The 18,449-nt window shown below is 69.9% G+C and carries 13 protein-coding genes and 1 pseudogene; 4 read left to right on the top strand and 10 right to left on the bottom strand.

What is annotated here, in order from left to right; translation table 11 throughout:
• Positions 1-33 precede the first annotated feature (33 nt).
• Positions 34-1,333 (top strand): annotated as a pseudogene (locus tag ACFWXQ_RS17350) (RNA-guided endonuclease InsQ/TnpB family protein).
• On the opposite strand, the gene ACFWXQ_RS17345 reads toward ACFWXQ_RS17350, so the two are convergent.
• The 8 genes from ACFWXQ_RS17345 to ACFWXQ_RS17310 all read right to left on the bottom strand — a co-directional run bounded on the left by ACFWXQ_RS17345 (position 1,263) and on the right by ACFWXQ_RS17310 (position 12,580).
• Positions 1,263-2,516, bottom strand: a complete 1,254-nt coding sequence (locus tag ACFWXQ_RS17345) for a lysine N(6)-hydroxylase/L-ornithine N(5)-oxygenase family protein (protein WP_383947066.1) — start codon at positions 2,514-2,516, stop codon at positions 1,263-1,265. The pseudogene ACFWXQ_RS17350 and the gene ACFWXQ_RS17345 overlap by 71 nt on opposite strands.
• Positions 2,517-2,547: 31 nt before the next feature.
• Complete coding sequence (gene desA, locus ACFWXQ_RS17340) at positions 2,548-3,990, bottom strand: lysine decarboxylase DesA (RefSeq protein ID WP_383947070.1); 1,443 nt, start codon at positions 3,988-3,990, stop codon at positions 2,548-2,550.
• A 137-nt stretch (positions 3,991-4,127) separates the two neighbouring features.
• The gene (locus tag ACFWXQ_RS17335; protein ID WP_383947073.1) at positions 4,128-5,069 is read right to left on the bottom strand and encodes a siderophore-interacting protein; all 942 of its coding nucleotides are present in this window, start codon (positions 5,067-5,069) and stop codon (positions 4,128-4,130) included.
• 188 nt (positions 5,070-5,257) lie between these two features.
• Complete coding sequence (locus ACFWXQ_RS17330; protein WP_383947075.1) at positions 5,258-6,307, bottom strand: ABC transporter substrate-binding protein; 1,050 nt, start codon at positions 6,305-6,307, stop codon at positions 5,258-5,260.
• Positions 6,308-6,634: 327 nt separating this feature from the next.
• Entirely contained in the window at positions 6,635-7,801 is a 1,167-nt protein-coding gene (locus tag ACFWXQ_RS17325) for an acyl-CoA dehydrogenase family protein (RefSeq protein WP_383947078.1), read from the bottom strand.
• 5 nt (positions 7,802-7,806) lie between these two features.
• On the bottom strand, positions 7,807-8,763 hold the full coding sequence (locus ACFWXQ_RS17320; protein WP_383947081.1) for a hydroxymethylglutaryl-CoA lyase: 957 nt from the start codon (positions 8,761-8,763) through the stop codon (positions 7,807-7,809).
• Positions 8,760-10,955: an acetyl/propionyl/methylcrotonyl-CoA carboxylase subunit alpha gene (locus tag ACFWXQ_RS17315; protein WP_386268474.1), complete on the bottom strand. Its 2,196-nt coding sequence runs from the start codon at positions 10,953-10,955 to the stop codon at positions 8,760-8,762. Before ACFWXQ_RS17315 ends, ACFWXQ_RS17320 begins: the two co-directional genes overlap by 4 nt.
• Positions 10,956-10,963: 8 nt before the next feature.
• Positions 10,964-12,580 (bottom strand): carboxyl transferase domain-containing protein, encoded by a 1,617-nt coding sequence (locus ACFWXQ_RS17310; RefSeq protein ID WP_383947086.1) that lies wholly within the window; start codon positions 12,578-12,580, stop codon positions 10,964-10,966.
• Positions 12,581-12,734: 154 nt separating this feature from the next.
• Here ACFWXQ_RS17310 and ACFWXQ_RS17305 point away from each other — a divergent pair, with 154 nt between their 5' ends.
• From ACFWXQ_RS17305 to tesB, 3 genes are all read left to right on the top strand, one after another.
• Positions 12,735-13,328 (top strand): TetR/AcrR family transcriptional regulator, encoded by a 594-nt coding sequence (locus tag ACFWXQ_RS17305; protein WP_383947089.1) that lies wholly within the window; start codon positions 12,735-12,737, stop codon positions 13,326-13,328.
• 104 nt (positions 13,329-13,432) lie between these two features.
• On the top strand, positions 13,433-14,590 hold the full coding sequence (locus ACFWXQ_RS17300; RefSeq protein ID WP_189843518.1) for an acyl-CoA dehydrogenase family protein: 1,158 nt from the start codon (positions 13,433-13,435) through the stop codon (positions 14,588-14,590).
• 57 nt (positions 14,591-14,647) lie between these two features.
• Positions 14,648-15,520: an acyl-CoA thioesterase II gene (gene tesB / locus ACFWXQ_RS17295; protein WP_383947093.1), complete on the top strand. Its 873-nt coding sequence runs from the start codon at positions 14,648-14,650 to the stop codon at positions 15,518-15,520.
• Positions 15,521-15,560: 40 nt separating this feature from the next.
• Here tesB and ACFWXQ_RS17290 read toward each other — a convergent pair whose 3' ends face one another.
• Together ACFWXQ_RS17290 and ACFWXQ_RS17285 are read right to left on the bottom strand one after the other, a co-directional pair.
• Positions 15,561-16,394, bottom strand: a complete 834-nt coding sequence (locus ACFWXQ_RS17290; protein WP_383947095.1) for a phosphatase — start codon at positions 16,392-16,394, stop codon at positions 15,561-15,563.
• A 192-nt stretch (positions 16,395-16,586) separates the two neighbouring features.
• Entirely contained in the window at positions 16,587-18,302 is a 1,716-nt protein-coding gene (locus ACFWXQ_RS17285) for a PucR family transcriptional regulator (protein ID WP_383947098.1), read from the bottom strand.
• Positions 18,303-18,449: the final 147 nt, after the last annotated feature.

Here is an 18,449-nt window from a genome sequence, read left to right as displayed (position 1 = left end):
CCCGCTTACGGGAGGGCGGCTAGCTTTTGAGGAATGACGGATCAGCACGTGAAGCGGGCATTCAAGTACCGTTTTTACCCGACGACGGAACAGGCGGAGGAGTTGTTCCGGACGTTCGGGTGTGTGCGTAAGGTCTACAACATGGCGTTGGATGCTCGCAGTCGGGCATGGACGGACGAAAGCCGTCGAATCTCCTACGCGGAAACCTCTGCGATGCTGACAGAGTGGAAGAAGGCCGAAGCGCTGGCCTACCTGACCGAGGTGTCCTCGGTGCCCCTCCAGCAAACCTTGCGTCACTTGCAGGCGGCATTCACGAACTTCTTCTCCAGGCGCGCACAGTACCCGCGTTTCAAGTCGAAGAAGAAAAGCCGGGCGGCCGCCGAGTACACGAAATCGGCGTTCAAGTGGCGCGATGGGCAGCTGACGCTGGCCAAGATGAGAACACCGCTTGACGTTCGCTGGTCGCGTCCCCTGCCCGAGGGTGCGGAGCCGAGTACGGTCACTGTCTCCTGCGACGCGGCGGGACGCTGGTTCCTGTCCCTTTTGGTGGAGGACACCACAGTGCGGCCTCTGCCGGCCGACAACAACGCGGTCGGCATCGACGTGGGAATCAGCAGCCTCGTGACCCTTTCCACGGGGGAGAAGGTCGCCAACCCGAAGTGTGAACGGAGGGACAGCGCTCAGCTGGCGGCCGCCCAGAGGGGCCTTGCCCGTAAGAAGAAGGGATCCAAGAACCAGGCCAAGGCTCGCGTTAAAGTAGCGAAGATCCACGCGAGGATCGCCGATCGGCGCCGAGACTTCCTGCACAAACTGTCCACTCGGCTCGTCCAGGAGAACCAACTGGTCGTGATCGAGGATCTCAGTGTCCATAACCTGATGGGCAATCACGCCCTGGCGCGATCGATCTCCGACGCTTCGTGGGCGGAGTTGCGTTCCATGCTGGAGTACAAGTGCGCCTGGTACGGGCGGGAACTTGTTGCGATCGACCGCTTCTTCCCGTCGAGCAAGACATGCTCGACGTGTGGCTTGATTCGCGACGTACTGCTCCTCGGCGTCCGGGAGTGGACGTGTGAAGGCTGCGGTACCTGGCACGACCGGGACCACAATGCCGCCAAGAATATTCTGGCCGCCGGGCAGGCGGTGTCGGCCTGTGGAGCCGGTGTAAGACCTCAACGGAGTTCCTCCGGGCGGGCAGTCGGCGACGAAGCAGGAAGGTCATGGCGCGAGCCGTGGGAGTCCCCGCCCCGAGGGGCGGGGAGATGTCAAACGGCGAACTCCTGGAACGCGATGGACTTTTCGACCGGGTAGTACTCGGTGCCGAGCAGTTCCCTGATGATGTAGGCGTTGCGGTAGGCGCCCATGCCGAGGTCCGGTGAGGTGATCGAGTGGGTGTGGACGCCGGCGTTCTGCAGGAAGATGCCGCGGCCGGTCGTGTCGATGGCGTAGTTGCGGGCCACGTCGTGGTTGCCCTGCTCGTCGTAGCGGATGCGGTCGCGGACGGGCCTGAGGAACTCGGGCTCCACGTACTTGTAGCCGGTCGCCAGGACCAGGCCCTCGGAGTGCAGCTCGTAGTCCTTGCCCTGCTCCTCCTGGCGCAGGCCCAGGGTGTACGTGCCGTTCTCGTAATTCGCCGTGCTGAGGGCGGAGTTGGTGAGCAGGCGGGTGGGGACCGGGCCGCCGAGGTTCTTCTGGTAGAGCAGGTCGAAGATCGAGTCGATCAGCTCGCCGTCGATGCCCTTGAACAGGCCCTTCTGCTCCGTCTGGAGGCGGTAGCGGGTCCGCTCGGGAAGCGCGTGGAAGTAGTCGATGTACTCCGGGGAGGTCATCTCCAGCGTCAGCTTGGTGTATTCGAGCGGGAAGAAGCGCGGCGAGCGGGTGACCCAGTTCAGCCGGTAGCCGTGGACGTCGATCTCGCTCAGCAGGTCGTAGTAGATCTCGGCCGCGGACTGCCCGCTGCCGACCAGCGTGATCGACTTCTTGGCCTGCAGCTCCCGCTTGTGCTGTTGGTAGCGGGAGTTGTGGATGAAGTCCCCGCCGAGGTTCTGACATGCCTCCGGTATGTACGGGGGAGTTCCGGTGCCCAGGACGAGGTGTCGGGCGCGGAACTCAACGTCGGCGGTCGTCCGTACGACGTACACGTCATCGGCGTACGTCACCTCCGCGACCGTCGTGCTGAAGCGGACGCTGGTGAGTTTCGAGGCGGCCCAGCGGCAGTAGTCGTCGTACTCGACGCGCAGCGGGTAGAAGTTCTCACGGATGTAGAACGAGTACAGACGGCCCGATTCCTTCAGGTAGTTGAGGAAGGAGTACGGGGACGTCGGGTCGGCCAGGGTGACCAGGTCCGACATGAACGGGGTCTGGAGGTGTGCGCCCTCCAGGAACATCCCGGAGTGCCACTCGAAGTCCGGCTTGGACTCCAGGAAGACACCGTCGAGTTCGTCGATCGGCTCGGTGAGACAGGCGAGGCCGAGGTTGAAGGGGCCGAGCCCGATGCCGATGAAGTCGTGCGTCCGCACGGCGGATTCAGCGGATCCAGGAAGCGCGGATTCAGGAAGCGCGGTCAAGGGACTCTCCCAGGTACTGCTCGGCGTGGCCGGCGATCAGGTCGAGCACGGCGGAGATGTCGTCCGTCGTGGTCTCGGGGTTGAGCAGGGTGAACTTGAGGAAGTGGCGGCCGCCGACCTTCGTACCCGCGACCACCGCGTCGCCGGAGGCGAACAGGGCCTTGCGGGCGTACAGGTTGGCGCGGTCGATCTCGGCCGGGTCGGTGACGGCCGCCGGGATGTAGCGGAAGACGAGGGTGGAGAGGGAAGGCGCGACGACGACGTCGTAGCGCGGGTCGGCGGCGAGCAACCGCCAGCCCTCCTCGGCCAGTTCGCAGACCTCGTCGAAGAGCTGGCCGATGCCGTCGGCGCCCATCACGCGCAGCGTCATCCACAGCTTGAGGGCGTCGAAGCGGCGGGTGGTCTGCAGGGACTTGTCGACCTGGTTGGGGATGCGCTCCTGCACCATGCGGCGCGGGTTGAGGTACTCCGCGTGGTAGGTCGCGTGGCCCAGGGTGGCCGCGTCGCGGACCAGCACGGCGGACGAACTCACCGGCTGGAAGAAGGACTTGTGGTAGTCCACGGTCACCGAGTCGGCCCGCTCGATGCCGTCGATGCGGTGCCGGTTCTTCAGGGACGCGAGCAGTCCGCAGCCGTACGCGGCGTCGACGTGCATCCACGCACCGAACTGCTCGCACAGCTCGGCGATCTCGGGCAGCGGGTCGATGGAGCCGAAATCGGTGGTGCCGGCGGTCGCGACGACGGCCATCGGGACCAGGCCGTCGCGCTTGCAGCGCTCCAGCTCACGGGCGAGCGCGACCGTCTGCATGCGCTTGTCGTTGCCCACGGGGATCGAGACCACGGAGTCCTGGCTGAGGCCGAGCAGTTTGGCCGACTTCTTGACGCTGAAGTGGCTCACCTCGGAGGCGAAGATCCGCAGTTTGGCGTGCGAGTCGCTTTTGGCCTCCTCGCGGGCCAGCAGCAGCGCCTGGAGGTTGGACTGCGAGCCGCCGGAGGTGAACACGCCGTCTGCGGCGGGCCCGAACCCGATGCGTTCGTTGGTCCAGTCGACGAGCTTGCGCTCGATGAGGGTGCCGCCGACCGACTGGTCCCAGGTGTCGAGGGAGGAGTTGACGGCGGAGAGGACCGCCTCGCCGAGCACGGCGGGTATGACCACCGGGCAGTTGAGGTGCGCGAGGTAGCGGGGGTGGTGGAAGTAGATCGCGTCCCGGAGGTAGACGTCCTCCAGCTCGTCGAGCACCGCGGTCGTGTCGTGCAGCGGCTTGTCGAGGTCGATCTGCTCGATCCGGGGCGCGAGGGCGTCGACCGTGACGCCTGTGAACGGACGGTCGGTGGTGGCGAGTTTGGCCGCCACCCGCTCTATTCCTTCGGTCACGGAACGGCGGTACCGCTCCGCGGTCGTGTCATTGAGCAGGTGCGAGCGCATGGGGGAGTCCTCCGGGGACAGGAGAGAAACGGGCGCGGGAGTGAGGTGGGGGGCGGCGCTTAACTTAGGTAAGCCTAACCTAACTTCCTGTGGGTGTCCGCCCCACCCGTCACGCTGTGACCTATGCCTCGCTCCCGTCACTCGCCTCGCTCGCGCAGTTGCTCCTCGCTCAGTCCGCGCCGCCAGTAGCCGACGAAGGTGACCCGCCTGCGGTCGATCTCCCGCTCCCGCACGAGGTGGCGCCGCAGCGCCTTCACGCAGCCGGACTCGCCCGCGATCCAGGCGTACGGGGCCTGGGCGGAGGGGAGTTGGGTGGTGCGGATGGCTTCCAGGGCGAGGGGGGAGGTTTCGGCGGGTGTGGCTTCGGGGGTGCGGGCGGGGTCGTTGTCCTGTGCGCCGCCGCGGATGTCGTTGGGTGCGTCGGCGTGCGCTTCGTCGCGTACCAGCCAGGTGATTTCCGCGTCCGCGGAAGTGGTGGGCTCGACGCGATCGCCGGTGTGCGGGACCTCCAGCCAGACGCGGGCCTTCGTGCCTGCGGGCAGGGTCTCCAGGATGGCCGAGGCGGCGGGCAGTGCCGTCTCGTCGGCCCAGATGAGGATCAGGTCGGCGTCGGCGGGCGGGCGGAACCGGATCGCCGTGTTGTCGGCGACGGACGGGCCGAGCAGGACGGCCCGGTCGCCGGCCTCGGTGTCCGCGGCCCAGCGGGAGGCCGGGCCCGCGGGAGTCGCGGCGCCGGGTTCCGTGCCGTGCAGCACGAAGTCGATGTCGATCTCGGTGGTGGCGCCGTTCGCGTCCTGGCGCAGGGCGCGCAGGGTGTACGAGCGCATGACCGCGCGGACGTCTTCGGGGGTGTCGATCCAGGCCTGGCGCCAGCCGTCGCCGTACTCCATCGGCATGACGGGGGTCTGCTGGCCCGGGAGGGGGAGGAAGAGCGAGAGGCTCTGGTCCTGGCCGTCCGAGGCGAAGGCGTGGAGGTCCGGGCCGGTGAAGGTGACGCGGACGAGGGACGGGCTGAGCCGCCTCGTCCGTGTGACCTGAAGGGTGAAGAAACGGAACGGGGCGGCTACTGCCGTTGGCATGGCTTTTGCTCCTGAGTTTGCGTCAGGGGGCGGGGTCGCTCCGCTGGGTGAGGCGGGGCGAGGCGGGGCGTTGCGTGCGGGTCGGTGGGGGCTGGTCGCGCAGTTCCTCGCGCCCCTAAAAGACTGCGCAGTTCCCCGCGCCCCTGACGGGGCGCCCAGGTGTCGGCCCGCCTTCAAGTGGGGGCCGGTCAGGCGACCTTCTTGGCCTTTTCTATTGCTTCGGCGAGGGTGTTGAGCATGGGGGTGCACTTGTCGTAGGAGAGGATCGGCTCCGGGGTGCGGGGGATGACCTGGTCGGCCTTGACCGCGGGGAGCTTCTTCCAGGTGGCCTCGGTGATGTCCGCGGGCTGGATGGTCGCGGTGCGGTCGTCCATCATGATGATGTCCGCCGGGTACTTGTCGACGTTCTCCCAGCTCAGGTTCTCGAACCAGCCGCCGCTGGCCTTCAGGGTGTCGGCCGGGGGCTCGACGATGTTCACGCCGAGGGCCTTGAAGTACTCCAGGTCGATGGAGAGGTTCGAGCCGGAGACGTAGAAGATGTCCTGGCTCGCGGAGCCGATGAGGACCTTGATCTCCGGGCGGGCCTTGGCGGCCTTGCGCAGCCGCTCGGCCGCCGTCTCGAAGTTCTTCTTCGCCTCTACGGTCCTGGCGGCCTTCACATCGGCGCCCAGCGACTCGGCGAGCGCGAGCATGCGCTCCAGCGGCTTGGGCAACTGACGGTCGTAGACGGAGATGCCGACGGTCGGGGCGAGCTTGAGGATCTTGTCCTTGGACTCCTCGGGGACGTACCAGAGGGTGCCGGCGTCGTCGAACATCGTGGAGAGCAGCACGTCGGGAGCGAGCCCCGCGTACTTCTCGATGTTGAACTCGCCCCACGTGTTGCCGAGGACCGTCACCTTGCTGACGTCCATGTCGCCGGCCTGGACATCGGCCTTGCCGTCCTTGGTCTTCGTCGGACCGAAGACACCCTTGACCTCGATGCCGTAGTCGTAGAGGGCGGCGGCGACACCGGTGAAGGCGACGATGTTGGCCGGGATCTTGTCCAGCTTCACCGTCGTACCGCGGTCGTCCTCGAAGCTCCACGGGCCTGACGCGGCGGCGCTTTTCGTCGCGTCCGCCGAGCCACCGCTCTTCGAGTCTTCGTCACCGCAGGCGGCGAGCGCGGCACCGAGGCCGAGGGCGCCGCCGGCGGCGAGGATGCCGCGGCGGGTGAGGTGAGTGGCACGGGCGTTGGACATGGGATGGCTGCTTTCGAACAGGGCGGATGACCCACCGGACAGTGCGGAAGGTAGGTTAGCCTAACCTCATCACTTGTCCAGGAGGCGGGTCTCACCTGCGGGAATGCCGGAGGCGGCCCGCATATGCCCTTGTGAGCGGCCTGTGCGACCCCTGAGCCCGAAGGCTCGGGGGCGCGCTTTTCGGCCATCGGATCGGCCATCGGATCGGCCATCGGATCGGCCATCGGATTGGCCATCGGATCGGCCATCGGATCGGCCACCCGGTTCGGCCGGTGACTCAGTCAGTGGCTCTCAGCCGGTGAGCCGAGTGGGGAGCCGGGCGGTGAGTCAGCCCGCGAGCCCCAACTCCCGTGCGATCAGCATCCGCTGGACCTCGCTCGTGCCCTCGCCGATTTCCAGGATCTTGGAGTCGCGCCACATGCGGGCGACCGGGTACTCGTTCATGAAGCCGTAGCCGCCGTGGATCTGGGTGGCGTCGCGGGCGTTGTCGACGGCGATGGTGGAGGAGTGGAGCTTGGCCAGGGCCGCCTCCTTCTTGAAGGGTTCGCCCGCGACTAGGCGGGAGGCCGCGTCGCGCCAGGCGAGGCGGGCCGTGTGGGCCTTCATCTCCATGTCCGCGATCTTGAACTGGATCGCCTGGTTCGCGCCGATCGGGCGGCCGAAGGCGTGGCGCTCCTTCGCGTACTTCACCGACTCGTCCACACAGCCCTGGGCCAGGCCCGTTGCGAGGGCCGCGATGGCGATGCGGCCCTCGTCCAGGATGCGGAGGAACTGCGCGTAGCCGCGGCCCTCGGAGCCGAGCAGGTTCGCTGCCGGGACGCGGACGTCCGCGAAGGACAGCTCCCGGGTGTCGGAGGCGTTCCAGCCGACCTTCGAGTACGGGGCGGCGACCGTGAAGCCGGGCGTCCCCGACGGCACGATGATCGAGGAGATCAGCGGCTTGCCGTCCGCCGTGCGGCCGGTCACCGCCGTCACCGTGACCAGGCCCGTGATGTCCGTCCCCGAGTTGGTGATGAAGCACTTGGTGCCGTTGATCACCCACTCGTCGGTCGCCTCGTCCAGGCGGGCCGTCGTACGGGTCGCGCCCGCGTCCGAGCCGCCGTCCGGCTCGGTGAGACCGAACGCGCCGAGGATCTCGCCCGAGCAGAGACGCGGCAGCCACTCCGCCTTCTGCTCGTCGGTCCCGAAGAGGTGGATCGGCATCGCGCCGAGCGAGACGCCCGCCTCCAGGGTGATGGCCACCGACGAGTCCACGCGGGCCAGTTCCTCCAGCACGATGCCGAGGGCCAGGTAGTCGCCGCCCATGCCCCCGTACTCCTCCGGGAACGGCAGCCCGAACAGGCCCATGCGGCCCATCTCGCGGACGATCTCGTACGGGAACTCGTGGCGTTCGTAGAAGTCGCCGATCTTCGGTGCCACGACGTCGTGCGCGAAGTCGGCCACCGTACGGCGGAGTTCGTCGAGTTCGGGGGAGAGGCGGTGGTCGAGAGGCATGGGGATCACTCCTGGTGGGAGAGGGCACGGACGGTGCGGGACGGGCTGGGTCGGCCCAGTTGTTCGGCCATCCACACGCTGGTGGCGGTGAGACGGTCGAGGTCGACCCCGGTCTCGATGCCGAGGCCCGTCAGCATCCACACGAGGTCTTCGGTGGCGAGGTTGCCGGTGGCGCTCTTCGCGTACGGGCAGCCGCCGAGGCCGCCCGCGGACGCGTCCACCGTCGTGACGCCGTGCTGGAGCGCGGCCAGCGTGTTGGAGAGCGCCTGGCCGTACGTGTCGTGGAAGTGCACGCCGAGGGAGGGGGTGGGGATGTCCTGTTCGTCGAGCGCCGTGAGGAGCCGGCCCACGTGTCCCGGAGTCGCCACGCCGATCGTGTCGCCCAGGCTCAGCTCGTCGCAGCCCATGTCGAGGAGGGCCCCGCAGACTCGTACGACCTGGGGGACGGGCACCGGCCCCTCCCACGGATCGCCGAAGCACATCGACAGATAGCCGCGGACGTGGGCGTCCTGGTCCTTCGCCCGCCTGACCACCGGCTCGAACATCGCCAGCGTCTCGTCCAGGGTCCGGTTGAGATTGGCCTTGGCGAAGGACTCCGTGGCACTGGCGAAGACCGCGATACGGGTCGCGCCGAGCGCCAGCGCCCGGTCCAGGCCCCGTTCGTTCGGTACGAGGACGGGCAGGGCCGTGCCCGAGAGGTCGCCCAGGTCGCGGACGAGGGGGAACAGCTGCTCCGCGTCGGCCAGTTGGGGCACCCACTCGGGGTGGACGAAGCTCGTGGCCTCGATGGTGGTGAGACCCGCGTCGGCCAGCCGGCGTACGAACTCCGCCTTGGTCTCCGTAGGGACGGTCGCCTTCTCGTTCTGCAGTCCGTCGCGGGGGCCGACCTCGTGGATACGGACGTGGGTCGGGAGTCCCTCGGCGGGTACGGGCATGGGCAGCCCGAGTTCTGGGGTGGTCATGCCTTCTCCTCCTTCTCCCCCTGCGCTTCCTCGCCCGGCGCCACCACGGCCAGGATCTGGTCCATGGCGACCGTCGTGCCCGGGGTGACGTCCAGCTCGGTGACCGTGCCGGCGTGCGGGGCGGAGATGACGTGCTCCATCTTCATCGCCTCCACCACCAACAGGCTCTGCCCGGCGGTCACTTCGTCCCCGACGGCGACCTTCACGACGGTCACCGTGCCGGGCATGGGGGCGGTGAGGGAGTCCGCGCCCGCGTGTGCCGCGCCGGTGAGGGAGGCGGCGACGGGGTCGTGGTCCAGCAGATTCCAGACGTCGCCGTCGCGGCCGAGCCAGGTGCCGGTGTGGTGGAAGGTGTGGGTCCGGCCGGCGAGGTGGAGGGTGACGGTGGGGTGCTGTGACAGGCGGTTCTCTTCCCCGGACCCACCCCTTCCCGAAACTGGGGGCAAGCCCCCAGACCCCCAAGAGATGGCGGCTGCGCCACCAGGCTCGGGGACGGGTTCGGCTGCGCCGTCAACGCCGTCGAGCCGGAACTCCGCTCCCTCCGCGCCCTCCGCCGTGCCCCGCACGCGGACGGTCACGGGATCGTGGCCGGGCATGCGGAGATGGTGCACGGTCCAGGCGTGCTCACCACCGAGTCGCCACCCACTGGGCACGGAGAACGGATCGACCCAGCCCGACTCATTCAGCCCGTCCGGCGTTTGAGGACGAGGCCGTTCAGGCCGGTGAGCGGGGGTCTGGGGGCGCAGCCCCCAGCTTCGGGAAGGGGTGGGGCTGGGGAAGAGCGCCGCCTGTCGCAGCAACCCACCCACCACATACACCTCCGGCGGAACCCCGGTCGAGACCAGCCCCTCGACCTCCCGCTCCACCAACCCTGTGTCCAACTCACCCGCCACAACCGCAGGATGGCCCAGCAACCTCCGGAGGAACCCCGCGTTCGTCTGCACCCCGAGCGTCACCGTCCCCGCCAACGCCCCGCGAAGCCGCCGCAGCGCGGTCGCCCGGTCCGGCCCGTACGCGATCACCTTGGACAGCATCGGGTCGTACAACGACCCGACCTCCGTGCCCTCGGACAGCCCCGAGTCCGTACGGATGCCGTCACCCTGGGGCTCGTGCAGCCGCAGGACCGTACCGCCGGACGGCAGGAACCCCCGAGCCGGATCCTCCGCACAGATCCGGGCCTCGACGGCGTGCCCGGTGAGCGTGATGTCGTCCTGGGCGAACGCGAGCCGCTCGCCCGCCGCCACCCGCAGCTGCCACTCCACGAGATCGATCCCGGTGATCATCTCGGTCACCGGATGCTCGACCTGGAGACGGGTGTTCATCTCCATGAAGAAGTACGAGGAGGGGTCGACGCCCGGCACGATGAACTCGACCGTGCCCGCGCCGGAGTAGCCGCAGGAGCGGGCCGCCTGGACCGCCGCCTCGCCCATCGCGGCGCGGGTCCTCTCGTCGAGGAGCACACTCGGCGCCTCCTCGATGATCTTCTGGTGCCGGCGCTGGAGGGAGCACTCGCGCTCGCCGAGATGTACGACGTTCCCGTGGCCGTCCGCCAGGACCTGGATCTCGATGTGCCGGGGCCGGTCGACCCACCGCTCGACGAGGAGCGTGTCGTCACCGAAGGAGGCCCGGGCCTCGCGCCGGGCGGCGGCGATCTCTTCCCCCAGCACGGAGGCGTCCCGCACGAGCCGCATCCCCTTGCCGCCACCGCCCGCCGACGGCTTCAACAGCACGGGCATCCCGATCTCCCGGGCGGCAGCGGCCAGTTCGGCATCGGACAGCCCACTGCCCGAAGACCCCGGCACCACCGGAACCCCCGCCGCCTTCACCGTCTCCTTGGCGCGGATCTTGTCGCCCATGAGGGAGATCGCGTCGGCGGGAGGCCCGATGAAGACGAGCCCCGCGTCGGCGCACGCCCGCGCGAAGTCGGCGTTCTCCGCGAGGAATCCATATCCGGGGTGCACAGCCTGAGCGCCCGTCCTTGCCGCCGCCTCCAGCAGCCGTTCCGCCGACAGATAGCTCTCGGCGGCCGGTGCCGGACCGATCCGGACCGCCGTGTCCGCCTCGCGCACGTGCCGGGCGTCGGTGTCCGCGTCCGAGAAGACGGCCACCGAGCGGACGCCCAGCGACCGGAGCGTACGGATGACGCGTACGGCGATCTCGCCCCGGTTGGCCACAAGTACCGTGTCGAACATTCCCACCCTCACATCCGGAAGACGCCGAACTGGGGGTCACCCAGCGGGGCGTTGGCGCACGCGGTCAAGGCCAGTCCCAGCACCTGCCGGGTCTCCATCGGGTCGATCACACCGTCGTCCCAGAGCCGGGCGGTGGCGTAGTAGGCGTTGCCCTGGTGCTCGTACTGAGCGCGGATCGGGTCCTTGAAGGCCTCTTCCTCGTCCGCGGGCCAGGACTCGCCACGGCCCTCCAACTGGTCGCGCTTGACGGTCGCGAGGACCGACGCGGCCTGTTCGCCGCCCATGACCGAGATCTTGGCGTTCGGCCACATCCACAGGAAGCGCGGGGAGTACGCCCGGCCGCACATCGAGTAGTTGCCGGCGCCGTACGACCCGCCGACCACCACGGTGAGCTTCGGGACGCGTGTGCAGGCGACGGCCGTGACCATCTTGGCGCCGTGCTTGGCGATGCCCCCGGCCTCGTACTGACGGCCCACCATGAAGCCCGAGATGTTCTGCAGGAAGACCAGCGGGATGCCTCGCTGGTCGCACAGCTCGATGAAGTGGGCGCCCTTCTGGGCGGACTCGGAGAACAGGATGCCGTTGTTGGCGACGATGCCGACGGGGTGGCCGTGGATCCGGGCGAAGCCGGTGACGAGGGTCTGCCCGAACTCCGCCTTGAACTCGGCGAAACGCGAGCCGTCGACCACGCGCGCGATGACCTCGCGCACGTCGTAGGGCGTACGGGAGTCCACCGGCACCGCGCCGTACAGCCCGGCCGGGTCCACCTTCGGCTCGATGCCCTGGGTGACCGACCAGGGGAGGGGGCCGCGGTCGGGGAGCGTGGAGACGATGGTCCGGACGATCCGCAGCGCGTGCGCGTCGTCCTCCGCGAGGTGGTCCGTGACGCCGGAGACCCGGGAGTGGACCTCGCCGCCGCCGAGCTCCTCCGCGGTGACGACCTCGCCGGTCGCGGCCTTCACCAGGGGCGGGCCGCCGAGGAAGATCGTGCCCTGGTTCCGCACGATCACGGCCTCGTCGCTCATCGCCGGGACGTACGCCCCGCCGGCCGTGCAGGAGCCGAGGACGGCCGCGATCTGCGGGATGCCGGCGCCCGACATCCGGGCCTGGTTGTAGAAGATCCGCCCGAAGTGCTCGCGGTCGGGGAAGACCTCGTCCTGCATGGGGAGGAAGGCGCCGCCAGAGTCCACGAGATACACGCACGGCAGCCGGTTCTCCAGGGCCACCTCCTGGGCGCGCAGGTGCTTCTTCACCGTCATCGGGTAGTACGTGCCGCCCTTGACCGTGGCGTCGTTGGCGATCACCACGCACTCGCGGCCGCTCACCCGGCCGATCCCGGCGATGACGCCCGCGGCCGGGGCCTGCCCCTCGTACAGCCCGTCGGCCGCCAGCGGGGCCAGCTCCAGGAAGGGCGAGCCGGGATCGAGGAGCGTGTCCACGCGGTCGCGCGGCAGCAGCTTGCCGCGGGCGGTGTGCCGGGCGCGGGCCCGCTCACCGCCGCCGAGACGGGCCGCGGCCAGCTTGCGCCGCAGCTCGTCGACGAGCGTGCGGTGCGCCTCCTCGTTGGCCCGCCAGGCCTCCGCCGCGGGGTCCCCCGCGGTCGTCAGCTCCGGTGCCTCGTGCATTCTGCGGTCCCCTCACCCGGTGGTAACCGGTCCATGAACCAAGCCGTCGCCGCCCATGAGCCGAGTCGCCGTCGGTCCACGAACCAAGTTAATGAGCGTTAACGCGTTTCCTCCAGGTTAACGAGCGCTAACCTCCCTGTCTAGAATTACCTCCATGGCCACCAGAACCGACGCCCCCACTCGCCGCGAGCAGATCCTCAAGGAGGCCGCGCGGCTCTTCGCCGAGCGCGGCTTCCACGGTGTCGGGGTCGACGAGATAGGGGCGGCGGTCGGCATCAGCGGCCCCGGCCTGTACCGGCACTTCCCCGGCAAGGACGCGATGCTCGCCGAACTGCTGGTGGGGATCAGCGGGCAGCTGCTGACCGGCGGCAAGCGCCGTCTGGCGGAGTCCGACGGGAACCCCGGGGCGCTCCTCGACTCGCTCATCGAGGGGCACATCGACTTCGCGCTCGACGACCGCCCCTTGATCACCCTGCACGACCGCGAGCTGGACCGCCTCCGGGACAGCGACCGCAAGCTGGTGCGGCAGCTGCAGCGGCAGTACGTCGAGCTGTGGGTGGAGGTCGTCCGGGAGGTCTATCCGGAGCTGGCGGAACCGGCGGCCCGCTCGGCGGTGCACTCGGTGTTCGGACTGCTGAACTCCACCCCCCACCTGGGCCGCCCCGGCGCCCTCCCGGGCCGCACGGGCACGGCGGAACTGCTGCACCGGATGGCTCGGGGGGCGTTCGCGGCGGCCGCGGCGGCGTGACGAGCGTTACGGGGGCGGCTCTGGACGGCTCTCCCTACCCGCCGGTACCTTTGGCCTGAGCAAGCGCTTAGATGCAGGATCCAGAGCCAGGTGGAGGTAGGGCTGTGCGCCGTACGGTGTTCAACGAGGATCACGAGGCGTTCCGGGAGACCCTCCGGGCCTTCATCGAGGCCGAGGTCGTTCCGGTCTACGACGAGTGGTTCGCGGCCGGTCAGGCGCCGCGCGACTTCTACTACAAGCTCGCCGAGCTGGGCGTCTTCGGCATCCGCGTGGACGAGGAGTTCGGCGGCGCCGGCATCGACTCGTACAAGTTCGAGGCCGTGATGTACGAGGAGACCGCCCGCGCGGGTGTCTCCTTCGGCGGCTCCGGTGTGCACGTGCTGCTCGGCCTGCCCTACATCAAGGCGCTCGCCACCGACGAGCAGAAGAAGCGCTTCCTGCCGAAGTTCGTCTCCGGCGAGGAGATGTGGGCGCTGGCGATGACCGAGCCGGGTACCGGCTCCGACCTCGCGGGCATGAAGACCACCGCGAAGCTCTCCGAGGACGGCTCGCACTACGTCCTCAACGGTGCCAAGACGTTCATCACCGGTGGCGTGCACGCCGACCGTGTGATCGTCTGCGCCCGTACGTCCGCCCCGACGGCCGAGGACCGCCGCTTCGGCATCTCCCTCTTCGCCGTGGACACCAAGGCCGAGGGCTACTCGGTGGGCCGCAAGCTCGACAAGCTCGGCCTGAAGACCTCCGACACCGCCGAGCTGGCGTTCGTCGACGTGAAGGTGCCCGTCGAGGACCTCCTCGGCGAGGAGAACAAGGGCTTCTACTACCTCGGCGGCAACCTGCCCTCCGAGCGCTGGGGCATCGCCTTCGGCGCGTACGCGCAGGCCGCGGCGGCCGTCCGGTTCGCCAAGGAGTACGTCCTTGAGCGCACCGTCTTCGGCAAGCCGGTCTCGCACTTCCAGAACACCAAGTTCGAACTGGCCGCCTGCCAGGCCGAGGTGGACGCCGCTCAGGCGGTCGCCGACCGCTCTCTGGAGGCCCTGGACGCGGGCGAACTCAGCCCCGCCGAGGCCGCGTCCGCGAAGCTGTTCTGCACCGAGGTCGCGCACCGCGTCATCGACCGCTGCCTCCAGCTGCACGGCGGCTACGGCTTCATGAACGAGTACCCGATCGCCCGCCTGTACGCGGACAACCGCGTCAACCGCATCTACGGCGGGACCAGCGAGATCATGAAGTCGATCATCGCCAAGGACATGGGCCTGTAGGGCCCGGAAACCATCCCAGAAAACACCCGCGAAATCACTGCACGGTACAACTGACACATGAGTCAGGCACTTGAGGTCCTGCTCGATCTGCTCGACCTGGAGCAGATCGAGCAGGACATTTTCCGCGGCCAGTCCCGGTTCGCCGTCGTCCCCCGCGTCTTCGGAGGGCAGGTCGCCGCGCAGGCACTGGTCGCCGCGGGGCGTACGGTCCCCGACGACCGGTTCGCCCACTCCCTGCACGCGTACTTCCTGCGCGCCGGGGACGCGGGCGCGCCGATCGTCTACACCGTCGACCGGATCCGCGACGGCCGGTCCTTCACGACCCGCCGGGTGGTCGCCGTCCAGCACGGACAGCCGATCTTCCACCTCTCCGCGTCCTTCCAGACGTACGAGGAGGGCATGGAGCACCAGGCCGAGATGCCGGCTGCGCCCGACCCGGAGACCCTGCCGACGGCGGCCGAGCTGCTGCCGCGGTACGCCGACCTGTACCGCGAACAGGGTGTCGTGGAGCGGCTGTTGGAGGCGCGCGAGGCCGTCGACCTCCGCTATGCCGACGCGCCGCCGTTCGCCAGCGTCGGGGAGGCCCGCGAGCCCCGCTCCCAGGTGTGGTTCCGCGCCAACGGCAAACTCGCCGACGACCCGCTCCTGCATGTCTGCCTCGCCACGTACGTCTCCGACATGACGCTCCTCGACTCCGTACTCCTCGCCCACGGCCGCGGCGGCTGGGTCACCGGGGACGTCGTCGGCGCCTCCCTGGACCACGCGATGTGGTTCCACCGCCCGTTCCGCGCCGACGAATGGCTCCTGTACGACCAGGAGTCCCCCTCAGCCTCCGGCGGCCGGGGCCTCGGCCAGGCCCGCATCTACACACAGGACGGGCGACTGGCTGTCACGGTGATCCAGGAGGGGGTTGTACGGGTTCCTCGGTGACGGGTCCGGCGAGGCCCTGCCGGGCGCCGGCGGAGGGGGCTCAGTCGGAGTCGGAGTCGGAGTCGGAGTTGGTGTCGGAGTCGGTGTCCGTCAGGCCCGCCGCGTCCAGCAAGTATGCCGTCATCGGGTCGTAGTGGCGGGGGCTGGTGACGTGGTCGTCCATGGGGATGGTCACCTGGACCGTGCCCTCGGACTCCGCGAGGAACAGGGCCGGGTCGTTGCAGTCCGCGTAGCCCATGGAGTCGATGCCCAGCTGGCCCGCGCAGCCCGCCCAGCCGTGGTCGGCGACGACCAGGTCAGGCAGCGGGCGGCCCTCGCCCTCCAAGCCCTTCAGGATCGCGCGCATCGGCTCGCCCGAGTGGGTGTGCCACAGGGTCGCGCCGTGCTCCAGGACCGCGACGTCCGCGAACTGGAAGACGTAACCCTCGTCCGTGGTCAGGCCGTCCGGGATCACGACGATCTCGCAGCCGGCCGAGCGCAGGGCGGCGGCGGTGGCGCGGTGCACGTCGAGCAGGCCACCCGGGTGGCCCGTCGCGAACAGCACCCGCTGCTTGCCCGCGGCCGCCTTGCGCAGCCGGCCCGCCATCCGCTCAAGGGCGTCGACCGTCAGGTCCGGGTCGATGGTGTCCTGGCCATAGCGGTACTCCGGGTCGTCGTTCACGCCGCACCGCTCGGCCATGACCGCCAGAACATCCTGCTCGTCGGTCCAGCGGTCGCCGAGCTCCAGGCCGAGCCAGTAGTTGCGGTCGCCGTTCGCCAGCTTGCGGTAATGGGAGAGGTTGTTCTCGCGGGGGGTGGCTACGTCGCCCGCGATACGCGTCCGTACGAGGTGGTCGACAAGGTCGGCACGGCTGGGGGTCCCGGGTATCGGCATGCCCCCTATTCTGCCGGTGCGCTCCGCCGGGTGGCGCCGGTGTATCGAACCGTGGGACATGGGTCACTCGGGGTTTGGGGCGGGGTGGCGTGGGGTTGTCTGTCGGGTGCGGGTGGGTGGGGGCTTGTCGCGCAGTTCCCCGCGCCCCTGAAAAGCGGGGCTGTGCCCCTGCGTTTCAGCCCGAAGAGCCGCTTACGCCTGCCGCAGCGCGAACCACAGCTCCATGCGTACGTCCGGGTCGTCCAGGTCCGCCGACAGCAGGGTCGCACAGCGGGCGATGCGTTGGCGGACCGTGTTGCGGTGGACGGAGAGGGCTACCGCCGTGCGGTCCCAGCTGCCGTGCAGGGAGAGCCAGGTGCGGAGGGTCTCCGTCAGGGCGGGGTTCGCGGCGATGGGGGCGAGGGCTGTACGGGCGTGGGCTGCGGCCTCGTCCGGCGGGACCAGGTCGGCCAGGCCCGGGTGTTCGCCGTGGCGGACCAGGCGGGCTCGGGTCGCCCTCGCGCGGGACAGGGCACGCGCCGCCTGCGTGTCCGCGGACGCCCACTCCTGCGGGCCCACCGGGGCGCTCACCCCGCACGTCCAGCCCGGCTGGACAGTCGGTTCACGGTGGCCCGCGGGCACGAGGACCCGTACGACGTCACCGTCCACATCCACCAGCGCCGAACCGAGCGCCGCCCCCAGCGCGGACGCGGTCACGGCGTCCGGCGCCGGACCGTCCGGCCGCGCGTGCACCACCACCCAGCGCTCGTCCCCGCCCAGCAGCGGCGCGACCTCCTCCGGAGCGGCGCCGAGGAGCAGGCGTACCAGGGCCGAGGAGCGGGCTGCACCCGTGCTGCTCTGGTGCTCGCCGGTGAGGAGGGAGAGGAGCACCGCGCCCACCGACGCGATCGTGTGGTCGCCGGGATCGCGGCGCGGGGCGGCCACACCCAGCACGAAGCCCTGCCCGGTGCCGAGGGCGTACGCGGCGAGGTGGACGCCGGCGGCCATGTCACTGGCGGAGGAGGGGGAGGGGGAGGAAGAGGGGCTGGTGCCGGCCGTCGGGCTGCCGCCGGAGCCGGGTCTGCCGCCCGAACCGGGTCTGCCTCCGGAACCTGATCCGCCCCCTGCCCCCGAACCGGATCTGCCGCCCGAACCTGATCCGCCCCCCGCCCCCGAACCGCCCTCCGTCGTCGGCCGCACCACCGCCACCAGCCCCGCCAGCGCCCCGCTCACTTCCGCGCCCGCGCCCGCACCCGAGTTCGCGCCCGCGCCCGCTCCCGGGCGCAAGCCCCCACTCCCACCCGCGCCCGACGCCCCCGGCATCCGCCCCGCCGCAGCAACCTCCCCGCCGTCGGGGGCGTACAGGGCGGCCCGGCCTCCCACCCTCTGGGCGAGCTGGCGCAGGACCGACGGGACGGGGTCCGGGCGGGCCGCGGCGGCGGCCAGGCTCTGCTGGGCCTCCGTGACGCGGCGCAGTTCGGTGTGGCGGGCCTGGGCCATGAGCTGCCAGACCGCCCGGGCCACGCCGGAGAAGGTCGTGCGGGGCGGGACCTCCACCAACGGCAGCCCGTAGTCGTCGCAGGCCACGACCAGGGCACGCGGGACCGTGTCGTGCACCGGGGCCACGCCGAAGCCGAGGGCGGCGCCGCCCGCCTCGACGATCCGGGAGACGTAGTCGTCGAAGTACGTGCCCGAGCCCGCCGCCTCCGGCACGTGAACCCCCGCCGTGAGCAGCAGCTCGCCGCCCAGCAGATACGGGTACGGGTCCGCCATCTCCGAGGTGTGCGCCCAGTGGATCACCGTGGCCGAATCCCGCGGCCCCGCGATCTGCCGCAGGCCGAGGTCCTCCCGGGCCAGCAGTGCGGCGAGCGGGACGGGAGGTGTGGGCGGGACGGCAGGGACGGGGCCTGGAACGGCAGAGTCCGGCATGGTGGACGTTTCCTCCATCCGATCCGGGGACTGTGGATGAAACGTACACTTCTTCGTTGCTTTCCGGCCACCTAGGGTCGTCCCCACCGGAGGCCGCGGGTACGGGCGGATGTCCCCGCGCACCGGCCACGCGAACACGCCGTACGG

Source organism: Streptomyces sp. NPDC058697 (assembly GCF_042715345.1).
GTDB lineage: Bacteria > Actinomycetota > Actinomycetes > Streptomycetales > Streptomycetaceae > Streptomyces > Streptomyces liliifuscus.
Note: the sequence above shows the minus strand (reverse complement) of the source record. Positions and strands in the feature narration are given on the sequence as shown.

Excerpts from the sequence above, each read along its gene's own strand:
- desA (WP_383947070.1), bottom strand. The coding sequence starts at position 3,990 with ATGCGCTCGCACCTGCTCAATGACACGACCGCGGAGCGGTACCGCCGT.
- ACFWXQ_RS17335 (WP_383947073.1), bottom strand. The coding sequence starts at position 5,069 with ATGCCAACGGCAGTAGCCGCCCCGTTCCGTTTCTTCACCCTTCAGGTC.
- ACFWXQ_RS17330 (WP_383947075.1), bottom strand. The coding sequence starts at position 6,307 with ATGTCCAACGCCCGTGCCACTCACCTCACCCGCCGCGGCATCCTCGCC.
- ACFWXQ_RS17325 (WP_383947078.1), bottom strand. The coding sequence starts at position 7,801 with ATGCCTCTCGACCACCGCCTCTCCCCCGAACTCGACGAACTCCGCCGT.
- ACFWXQ_RS17320 (WP_383947081.1), bottom strand. The coding sequence starts at position 8,763 with ATGACCACCCCAGAACTCGGGCTGCCCATGCCCGTACCCGCCGAGGGA.
- ACFWXQ_RS17315 (WP_386268474.1), bottom strand. The coding sequence starts at position 10,955 with ATGTTCGACACGGTACTTGTGGCCAACCGGGGCGAGATCGCCGTACGC.
- ACFWXQ_RS17310 (WP_383947086.1), bottom strand. The coding sequence starts at position 12,580 with ATGCACGAGGCACCGGAGCTGACGACCGCGGGGGACCCCGCGGCGGAG.
- ACFWXQ_RS17305 (WP_383947089.1), top strand. The coding sequence starts at position 12,735 with ATGGCCACCAGAACCGACGCCCCCACTCGCCGCGAGCAGATCCTCAAG.
- tesB (WP_383947093.1), top strand. The coding sequence starts at position 14,648 with ATGAGTCAGGCACTTGAGGTCCTGCTCGATCTGCTCGACCTGGAGCAG.
- ACFWXQ_RS17290 (WP_383947095.1), bottom strand. The coding sequence starts at position 16,394 with ATGCCGATACCCGGGACCCCCAGCCGTGCCGACCTTGTCGACCACCTC.
- ACFWXQ_RS17285 (WP_383947098.1), bottom strand. The coding sequence starts at position 18,302 with ATGCCGGACTCTGCCGTTCCAGGCCCCGTCCCTGCCGTCCCGCCCACA.